This window comes from uncultured Ilumatobacter sp. (assembly GCF_963980585.1).
Taxonomy (GTDB): Bacteria; Actinomycetota; Acidimicrobiia; order Acidimicrobiales; family Ilumatobacteraceae; genus Ilumatobacter_A.
In genome coordinates, this window is the sequence record NZ_CAXCAM010000072.1 from 1 (window position 1) to 9,339 (window position 9,339).

Annotated in this window: 9 protein-coding genes; 6 read left to right on the forward strand and 3 right to left on the reverse strand. The window is 63.7% G+C overall.

Annotation, left to right across the window (positions count from 1 at the left end):
* Positions 1-56: 56 nt before the first annotated feature.
* The 5 genes from ACH2DW_RS14755 (at position 57) to ACH2DW_RS14775 (ending at position 4,073) form a co-directional block, all read left to right on the forward strand.
* The gene (locus ACH2DW_RS14755) at positions 57-179 is read left to right on the forward strand and encodes a DUF2510 domain-containing protein (protein ID WP_394930514.1); all 123 of its coding nucleotides are present in this window, start codon (positions 57-59) and stop codon (positions 177-179) included.
* Between the two features lie 145 nt (positions 180-324).
* Positions 325-1,887 carry a Rieske 2Fe-2S domain-containing protein gene (locus tag ACH2DW_RS14760; RefSeq protein ID WP_394930507.1) on the forward strand — a complete coding sequence of 521 codons (1,563 nt, stop codon included), beginning with the start codon at positions 325-327 and terminating at the stop codon, positions 1,885-1,887.
* A 52-nt stretch (positions 1,888-1,939) separates the two neighbouring features.
* Entirely contained in the window at positions 1,940-2,503 is a 564-nt protein-coding gene (locus ACH2DW_RS14765) for an NfeD family protein (protein ID WP_394930508.1), read from the forward strand.
* On the forward strand, positions 2,500-3,546 hold the full coding sequence (locus tag ACH2DW_RS14770) for an SPFH domain-containing protein (RefSeq protein WP_394930509.1): 1,047 nt from the start codon (positions 2,500-2,502) through the stop codon (positions 3,544-3,546). The genes ACH2DW_RS14765 and ACH2DW_RS14770 overlap by 4 nt, the downstream gene beginning before the upstream one ends.
* A gap of 2 nt (positions 3,547-3,548) precedes the next feature.
* Complete coding sequence (locus ACH2DW_RS14775; protein WP_394930510.1) at positions 3,549-4,073, forward strand: DUF2510 domain-containing protein; 525 nt, start codon at positions 3,549-3,551, stop codon at positions 4,071-4,073.
* Positions 4,074-4,117: 44 nt separating this feature from the next.
* Here the strand turns inward: ACH2DW_RS14775 and ACH2DW_RS14780 are convergent, their stop codons facing one another.
* The 3 genes from ACH2DW_RS14780 to gluQRS all read right to left on the reverse strand — a co-directional run bounded on the left by ACH2DW_RS14780 (position 4,118) and on the right by gluQRS (position 9,099).
* Positions 4,118-6,994: a glycoside hydrolase family 2 TIM barrel-domain containing protein gene (locus ACH2DW_RS14780; RefSeq protein WP_394930511.1), complete on the reverse strand. Its 2,877-nt coding sequence runs from the start codon at positions 6,992-6,994 to the stop codon at positions 4,118-4,120.
* 140 nt (positions 6,995-7,134) lie between these two features.
* Positions 7,135-8,052, reverse strand: a complete 918-nt coding sequence (locus ACH2DW_RS14785) for a L,D-transpeptidase family protein (RefSeq protein ID WP_394930512.1) — start codon at positions 8,050-8,052, stop codon at positions 7,135-7,137.
* A gap of 126 nt (positions 8,053-8,178) precedes the next feature.
* Entirely contained in the window at positions 8,179-9,099 is a 921-nt protein-coding gene (gene gluQRS / locus ACH2DW_RS14790) for a tRNA glutamyl-Q(34) synthetase GluQRS (RefSeq protein ID WP_394930513.1), read from the reverse strand.
* Between the two features lie 100 nt (positions 9,100-9,199).
* On the opposite strand from gluQRS, the gene ACH2DW_RS14795 reads away from it, so the two are divergent.
* A partial coding sequence (locus ACH2DW_RS14795; RefSeq protein ID WP_394930515.1) for a zinc-ribbon domain-containing protein occupies positions 9,200-9,339 on the forward strand: 140 nt, incomplete at its 3' end.

Sequence of the window (9,339 nt, forward strand, 5' to 3'; positions counted from 1 at the left end):
CCGATGCTGCAACCGCAGCTGCCGCCGACGCTGGGGCAGCCGCCGCCGCGTCGACCGTGCCAGCCGGTTGGTACGCCGACCCGTCGGGCCGCTACGAACTGCGTTACTGGGACGGCAACGCCTGGACCGAGCACGTCTCGCGCGCAGGCCAGCAATTCACCGACCCACCCGTCGCCTGATTCAGTCCATCCGCGGCGATCGCCCCGGATCACCCTGAATCTCTGAAGGAGTCAGAGCAGTAGCCGACGCGTCGGCTGCTGCTCTTTCGGTTTTCGGGACGATGTGCCTGTTCGGGTTCCTCTGGCGGACGTAGCCTGAGCGGTGATGCGCGCAACTTCTCTTGGCCATGCGGGGATGCTGATCGAGACCGAGGCCGGGTCGATTCTGTGCGACCCGTGGTTCGAGCCAGCGTTCTTCGGCGGCTGGTTCCCATTCCCCCGCAACGATCAGTTGAGCGATGAACTTCGTGAGCGGATCGACAACGCCGACTTCCTCTACGTTTCGCACCTCCACGGAGATCACCACGACGAGGCCTGGCTCGATCAACACTTACGACGCGACATCCCGATTCTTCTCCCCGGCTTTCCGACGCGCGAGCAGCGACGAACACTCGCCAAACACGGCTTCACCAACTTCGTGCAGACCGTCGACACCGAAGAACTCGAAATTGCGCCAGGCTTGAAAGTCGCGATCCACATCGAGTCCTCGATCACCGATGGCCCCGGCGGTGACTCGGCACTGGTCGTGATGCACGACGACACGATCCTCGTCAACCAGAACGACTGTCGCACCAACGACCTCGGTCAGCTCGCCGCACACGGCCCCGTCGACCTCCACTGGCTGCAGTTCTCGGGTGCCATTTGGTATCCGATGGTCTACGAGATGCCCGACGACGAGAAGCTTCGGCAGTGCCAAGCCAAGGTCAAGGCACAGTTCGCCCGGGCCATGCGCTACGTCGAAAAAGTCGGCGCCCGAGCAATCGTGCCCAGCGCCGGGCCGCCGGCATTCCTCGACCCGGACCTCTTCGGTCTCAACATGATCGACGGCGACGAAGCATCGATCTTCCCCGACCAGACGGTCTTCTTGCAGATGCTCGACGACGCCGGATTCACGGGGGTGCTCAACATCCCCGGCACCACGATCGAGGTCACACCGTCCTCGATCGGCGCCACCCACCCGATGCCAGATGCCGATGTTGCCGCCATCTTCTCCGAGAAGCGGGAGTACCTCGAGCAATATCAAGCCGACTGGCTGCCGTGGCTCGACGAGATGAAGGCCGGCTGGCAAGCACTCGACATCGACCTGCTCGCCGAGCTGAAGAGCTGGTGGGAACCACTCCTCGACATGGCGCCGACGTTGCGGTCGATGGTTGGCGCCAACGTGCTGATCAATGCCGGCGACCTCGCCATTCTCGTCGACTTTCCAAACGGAGAGGTTCGCCCACACGATGGTGAACCGTTCTCTTTCCGCTTCGACATTCCACGCGACCTGGTGGAAGCGGTCGCCGTGAAACGCGCCGTCGACTGGAGTAACTCGCTGCTCCTGTCGTGCAGATTCACCGCCTGGCGTGACGGCGAGTTCAACGAGTACGTCTACAACTTCTTGAAATCGTTGTCCCGTGAGCGGATGCGACGTGCCGAGGCCGAGGTGGTCCGCAAACTCGAGCTTGCAGCAGGTGGCGGCGACCACAGCGACGAGCCTGATATCCAGATTGGCGACTACATCGTGCAACGACGTTGCCCGCACCGCGACGCTGACCTCGAAGCATTCGGCGAGGTTCAAGACGGTGAGTTCGTCTGCACCCTCCACGGGTGGCGATTCGACTGCGAAACCGGCGCCTGCCTCACGTCGCCGACGGAGACTCCCCTCCGGATCCACCGCGCCTGACACACGGCCCTTCGAACTCGCTTCGGTCGGGGGGCGGAGTAGTGTTCTGCCCATGGTTTCCGCAGTACTTGACCTGGGAATCGACCTCAACGTGTGGCCATGGGTCTGGCTCGCCGTTGGCATCACCTTCGCCACCATCGAGCTCACCGTGCTCGCCGGAGCCTTCGTACTGCTGCCCTTCGCAGTATCCGCCTTCGCCGCAGCGCTGCTCGGCTTCTATGACGTCTCCATCGAGATCCAATGGGCCGTCTTCATCGGCGGCGGCGCACTGATCTGGATTCTGCTGTACAAGCGCGTCATGAAGTTCGCCGGCGAGAACGAAATGTCGCCCGGCGTCGGCGCCGACCGACTCGTCGGCATGACGGCAATCGTCACGGCCACCATCGACCCCAACGACACCGACCGCAAGGGCCGAGTCCAGGTCGAAGGCGAAGTGTGGAGTGCGTTGAGCGACGGACGCCTCATCATCACCGAGGGCTCCAAGGTGCGCATCACCGAGATGCACGGCACGCGCGTCCGGGTCGAAGCCCTCGCTCATCCGCCAACGAGCGCTCCCCCCAGCGGGCCGCCGCTACAGCAACCCAATTCGAAACCACCCCAGGGAGATCCTTCATGAATCCGATTGCCATCGTCGTCGGCGTCATCGCGCTGATCGGCATCGCCGTGCTCGTCGGCGCGGTCAAAATCGTGCGCCCGTACCAACGCGGTCTGGTCGAGCGTCTCGGCAAATACAAAGCCACCCGCGAGCCGGGTCTCAACCTGATCATGCCCTTCATCGAAACGATGCAGCTGATCGACATGCGTGAGCAAGTCGTCGACGTCCCGCCGCAGGAAGTCATCACCGCCGACAACGTGGTCGTGTCCGTCGACGCCGTCGTCTACTACGAAGCCACCGATCCCCAGCGCCTCGTCTACAACATCGCCGACTTCTTCACGGCCATCACCAAGCTCGCCCAGACCAACCTCCGCAACCTCATCGGCGACATGGAGTTGGACCGGGCCCTTACGTCGCGCGACACCATCAACACTCAGCTCCGAGAAGTACTCGACGATGCCACTGACAAGTGGGGCGTTCGAGTCGTTCGTGTCGAGATCCAGCGCATCGACCCGCCGCCGGACATCGTGTCCGCAATGCACGCCCAGATGCGCGCCGAGCGCGACCGCCGAGCGACGGTCACCGAGGCCAAGGGCTACCAGGAAGCAGCGATTGCCCGGGCCGACGGCGAGCAGCAGGCAGCCGTGCTCTCCGCCACCGGTCGAAAGGAAGCAGCGATCCTTGACGCGCAGGGCGAATCAGAAGCCATCCAGCTCCGGGCACACGCCAACAAGATCCGGCTTGAAATGCTCGGCCAGGGCGAGGGCCTGGCAGCCAAAGCGCGCCTCACCGGTATCAAGGAAGCCCACACTGACAACAACGTGCTCACCGTTGAGTACCTCTCGGCGCTCGAGAAAATCGGCGACGGCCGGGCGACCAAGATGGTCATCCCCGTGGAGTTCTCAGGCTTGCTGGGAACCGTGGCAGCGTTGGCCGAGACGATTCGGCCCGACGAGTCAGGCGACGACGTGCGCCCGAAGGACGGCTTGGCGATTCCGGAAGACAACGAGCGGGTCGAGCTGCCCGAGCCTGACCGAGCCGAGCACCGCAGCGGCGGCAGCTGACAATGCGCATCATCGATGCTCCACGGGAGGGGTGGTACCCCGACCCCGACGGCCGTGAGCGGCTGCGCTGGTGGGACGGTTTGGACTGGACCGACATCCGACGAGCACCGCCCAGCACAGCGGAGTTGACGCGCGCCGAGGCGGACATGGTGCATCACGCGCCGATCAGTCAGGGCCAGCAGGTTGGCCAGCAGCAGTACGGGGGCTACAGCCGCCAGGACACCCAGGAAATCATCGCCGAGGTGCGCACCGTCGCCCGGCAGGAACTCGATCGGGCGGCGAACGAGTTCTCCCAGCGAGCCAACACCGCGGTACGGAGCTTCACGCCACTCATCACCGAATACACCAGCACAATGTTGCGCTGGGTGAAAGTCGCCCTCGCGCTCGCGACCCTGCTCTTCATTGTCTGGCTGACGTTCCAGGCAATTGCATCGCAGAGCCTCTTCGACTGGATCGGCGACCGCATCGACAACCTCACCGAAGAAACCCTCGGCACCGAGTTACGTCGGGGCCGGGAGCAGCTGTAACTCAGTCGCCGACGATGGCGTCTGCCTGTTGACCCTGTCTGTGGCTACTTGACGGACAGGCGGTAGCTGAAGGTATGGCGTCCGGTCGGGATCTCGTAGCGATCGAGGACGTCGGGTCCACAGCTCGCCGTGCCAATCCCGCGGTGCGCGACATCGGCGTGCACGACGAGCGTCTTGCGTGGCGTGAGGTCGGTTTCGTGTCCGGCAGCGTAGAGATCGGCTGCGGTGAATCGCGTGGCGGAAATGTGCATCGACGTCGGCCGGAGCACGTCGAGTCGCACGACAGCGCCAGACGATGAGTTGATGAACTCGAACCAGCGGCAGTCGGTGCGCAAGCCGAACTCCTGCGGTACGAGGTACGGCTCGGGGTCCACGCCGGACTCCCAGGTACCGACCATCGCGCCACGGTTGCGGTCCGGATAGTTCTCCAGCTGGCCGCGTCCGAACCAGCGGAGTTGATCGAAGCCAGACTTGAGTTGGAAGCTGACGCCCACGCGACCAAGGTCATCAAGCGAGTCGGGAACTTCGACCACGTGATGATGGACCTCACTCCCGTCGGCAAGTACATCGACACGGTGGTTGTGATCCACAAACGTTTCGGCTGGCGTGGAGTCGATGCCGCGTTCCTGCCACGACGTGAGGGCCTTGCCGCCGATGCCGTGCTGCTTGGTCATGTCCGGCATCAACTTGTATCCGTCGTTGTCGGTCGGTGCCCGGAAAATCGAGAGTTCAATCGGCGCGGCGAGCAACTTGCTCACTGCGCTCCGAGCACCAATCCCGGTCGACTTCGGCAGCGGCGCGAATTTCGGTGCGCGGAGCTGCATCTGATCGCACGCAACAACCTTGCCAGCAGGAGCCCACGCTGTCGCGGTGCGCTGCGTCCAGACGATGCTGAGATGAGCGTCCGGATCCTCTGGCAGCGCACACGGCAGCGCAACCTTGATCGCCGAGTGCGGCGCAACCGTCGGCACGTCGAGCGTGCCAGACGCTGTGACCAGTCCGCCGATATTGAGCTGCCAGCGAGCGGCAAGGTCGGACAGGTCGGTGAAGCTGCGGCGGTTCGCGATGCTGAGCTTCGTACCCTTTTTCTCCACCGTCACCGGGCGGTACACCCACTCGACTTCTTGAATCGCGGGGTGCGGGGTGAGGTCGGCCGACATCAAGCCGTCTGCGACGAAGTTGCCATCGTGGATGAGTTCGCCGAACTGGCCGCCGTACGCGTAGCCCTTCTTTCCGCTCGGCAGGGTGGCGAGCAATCCGTGATCCTTCCACTCCCAGATGAAGCCGCCCTGCAGGCCGGGCGTCGACGTGATCGTGTCCCAGTAGTCGGCGATCGATCCGTTCGAGTTGCCCATCGCGTGGCTGTACTCACACATGATGAATGGGCGGTCGCCGCTGTAGGCAGCGGTGTCTTCATGAGTCGGGTACATCGGACACACGACGTCGCTGGCGTGGCGGCCGCCGTCGAGCCAGCCGTCATGGAACGAAGCGGGCTCGTAATGCAGCGGACGGCTTGGGTCAGCGTGGCGGACCCATCCGGCCTGCGCGTCGTGATTGCGGCCGTACCCGGCCTCGTTGCCGAGTGACCACATGATGATGCTGGCGTGGTTGCGATCGCGTTCGACCATGCGCGAAGCGCGAGCCACCCAGGTGGTGCGCCAGGCGGGGTCGTTGCAAAGACTCGTGTTGTACTGGTGCGCCTCAAGGTTCGCTTCGTCGATGACGTACAGACCGATTTCATCGCAGAGGTCGAGGAGACGTGGATCGTTCGGATAGTGCGAGCAGCGGACGGCAGTGATGTTGTGTCGCCGCATCGCAAGGAGGTCGGCCCGCATATCGTCGAGCGTGACCGCCTTGCCTCGCGTGGGGTGGTGATCGTGGCGGTTGACACCAAAGATCCATGCTGGCTGGCCGTTGATCAACAGTTCGTTGCCACTGATCACCGTCGAGCGGAAGCCGACTACCTGCGCGTGCGCCTCGACAACCTGTCCGTCAGGGTCGATCAGTTCACAGATGACGCGGTAGCGCCTCGGCGACTCGGCCGACCACGGCTCGATATCAGCCAAGCTGAACGAGGCCTCAACCTTGTGGCCGAAGAAACGCATCGGCACGTAGTAGGCGTGAGGAACCTTGCCGGTGACTGGTTTGGCGAGTTGCTTGCCGTTCAGCGACTCGATGCGCGTCTTCACTCTCCAGCCCGCGGTCGGTGCGGTAAACCCGCCGACCATGGCGGTGACGTCGAGCCGGCCGGAACCCTCGACGTGGTTGTAGGCCGCATTGCAGATGACGTTGTCGATGTGCGTGGCACCGCGTGCCTCGATGAACACTTCGCGATGCAGACCGCCCATCCACCACTGGTCCTGGTCTTCGACGTAGCTCTGTGCGCTCCACTTCGAGACGACAACCGCGATGTCGTTGTCGCCACGCTCGACGAAATCAGTGATGTCGTATTCGCTGGCCAGTCGACTGTCGGTGCCGTATCCCACCCAGCGACCGTTGATGTACAGGATGTGCGTGCTTTCTGCGCCACCGATGTGCAGGACAATCTGGCGGCCGTCCCAGCTCGCCGGCACCTTGAACGGTCGCCGGTAGACCCCGGTCGGGTTCTTGTCCGGCAACGACGGTGGCGGCCCGTCGAACGGCATCTGCACGTTCGTGTACTGCGGGAGGTCGCCGGTGTCCTGCATCGTCCAGTTGCCGGGCACAGTGACACGAGTCCACGACTTTGACGGCGGCTTGATCACGGCGTTGGCCGGTATCGAATCAGGGTTGTCGAAGAGACGGAAGTTCCACTTGCCGTTGAGCGAGCGGCGCCAGGGCGAGGCGTCACCGTTGTCAACCTGTGCGTTCTTGCGCGCCTCTGCTGCAGTCGGGAATGCCGTCGACGGCACCCGCATCGGCAGCCGGTTGAGCTCGATCACCCCCGGATCAGCCCAAGGACGAACAGACCCAACACCAGGAAGCATCCGAGGATTCTGCCAGCTCAGCAGGGCTTGACCCGGATCTGAAGGCAGTAATGCGACGGACGGGGCGACGCCGGGATTGACTGATCCGGACGGAATCAGGCGCCGTCGTGGACCCAGACCGGGGTGTCGAGCGGCATGATGCCTGACTCCCACACCCAGTCCATGGCCGGCACGCTGACCCGTACGCAACCGTGTGAGGCCGGGTAGTTCGGGATCGAGTTCGAGCCATGCACGGCAACACCGCCGACGAAGTACTTCGGCCGGTAGATGGAGCCGAGATCGCCCTCCCACCAGCCTTCGGGCCGTTCACGGTTCACTTCGTGGAGGCCGCTCGGGGTCAGTGACACACCGCGCTGGATCTCACCGGGAGAGTTCTGGTCAGGCTCTTCGTAGGCCTCACCGTTGCCGGTGGAAGCGTTGAGGATGTATTCGGTGCGACCGTCGATGACGAAGAAGAGCAGCTGCTTGCCCTTGTCGACTTCAACGAGCGTGCCGGAGTTGGCCCGGGCGACCGGGCGGAGATCCATGTTCGTGAGCGCTGCAGCAGATTGCTCATCGACCTTGCCGTCGGGGTTGTCGAAGCCCATGTACTTCTGAAAGGCCATGACGGCTTGACGCGTGGTGAGGCCGTAATCGCCGTCAGCGGACTGGACCCAGAAACCCAGTTCCATGAGACGGTTTTGCACGCGAGCTGCTTCGCCACCGCTGCTGGTGCCGATGGCCGCAAGCGGCGGATCCAGCACGGGGACCTCGATGACGTTGATCGGCAGGGTCGTCGTGGTGGTGGGCGCGATCGTCGTGGTGGGCGGCATCGTCGTCGTCGGTGCCATGGTCGTGGTGGGCGGCATCGTCGTCGTCGGTGCGACGGTCGTGGGCAACGCGGTCGTCTCGGGGGGGATTGCCGCATCGCTGCCAGAGCCGCTCGTCAACGCTGTTGAGCAACCGACGAGCGCGACCAAGCCGAAGACAATGCCGCATCCAATGCGCGCAGTTCGACGTTCAGCAGGAGCCACAGGGTCCGATGATACTTGGGGTGCCGTGCCGGCGGATTGCATACACGGCCACTTTCGCTCAGTTTTCACAATTTTGTCGTCCAGCGTGAAAACGCTCGGCGACGCGTTGACCAGGGAGCGATGGCTTCAACGGCGGCGGATGAAGTCCGGAGCTTCCACCGCGCGGCGTGGCAAGGCAGCGGGATCGAACCTCCCGACAAGTTGATCGAGGCTCGGCGTCTCGGTCGCCGTCGCGAGGTCGAGTGAACGGGCGATCCATGTGACGACATCGGCCGTCGTCGTTCCGGCATCCCGCAGTTCGCGGAGCGTGGTGGCACCGTGGCTTTTCGCCAGTCGCTCCCCGTCGCTGCCGTTCACCAGCGGAATGTGGAGGTAGCTCGGCGTGTCGATCCCGAGGCGACGTTGCAACATCAGATGGCGAGGTGTCGAAGCGAGCAGATCGTCGCCGCGCACAACGTCGGTCACCGACTGCAGTCCGTCATCGACCACAACGGCCAGGTTGTAGGCGGGGACGCCATCGTTGCGGCGGAGCACGACGTCATCAACCGGTCCCGCTGAGCGGCCCACAAGTCGGTCAACGAACTCGTACGTCTCACCCATCGTGCGGAGCCGCAATGCAGGCGGCCGGCCAGCGGCCCGTCGTTCCTCTCGTTCGGCGTCGGTCAGGTCGCGACAAGTACCCGGATACGACCCGGGTGGACCATGCGGAGCACTCGACGCAGCTTCGATCTGCAGGCGAATGTCGCGTCGGCTGCAGTAGCACTCGTACACCGACCCGTCGGCCCCGAGCCGTTCGAGTGCTTCTTGATAAAGGTGAAATCGTTCGCTCTGGAGGACGACATCGCCATCCCAGTCGATGCCAATCGCCGCAAGGTCGCGGAGTTGTGCTGCTGCGTGCTCCGGCTTGGCCTGAACGATGTCGAGGTCTTCCATGCGGACAAGGAATGATCGCTGATCCGCTCGGGCTGACAGCCAGGCAACCACAGCCGTCCGTAGGTTTCCGAGGTGCAGTTCTCCGGTCGGAGAGGGCGCGAACCGACCGGTCATGAGCACATTCTTCTACGACGGGACCGATTCAGGTGGTCTCATCGTGGTCGCACCACACAACGAACATGGTCGGACGGCCTGATCTCCTACAGTCGCGACCATGTATTGCCCATCGTGTGGTCACCACCTCGAGAACGGCCAGAAGTTCTGCCAGAACTGTGGGCGCTCCCTGGTCACGGTGACCGACGCGACCGAGGCCCCGGAGATCACATCATCGCCCGACGTACCCGACGTACCCGA

Bases quoted from the DNA above. Each gene is read 5' to 3' on its own strand.
- ACH2DW_RS14760 (WP_394930507.1), top strand. From the start codon at position 325: ATGCGCGCAACTTCTCTTGGCCATGCGGGGATGCTGATCGAGACCGAG.
- ACH2DW_RS14765 (WP_394930508.1), top strand. From the start codon at position 1,940: ATGGTTTCCGCAGTACTTGACCTGGGAATCGACCTCAACGTGTGGCCA.
- ACH2DW_RS14770 (WP_394930509.1), top strand. From the start codon at position 2,500: ATGAATCCGATTGCCATCGTCGTCGGCGTCATCGCGCTGATCGGCATC.
- ACH2DW_RS14775 (WP_394930510.1), top strand. From the start codon at position 3,549: ATGCGCATCATCGATGCTCCACGGGAGGGGTGGTACCCCGACCCCGAC.
- gluQRS (WP_394930513.1), bottom strand. From the start codon at position 9,099: ATGACCGGTCGGTTCGCGCCCTCTCCGACCGGAGAACTGCACCTCGGA.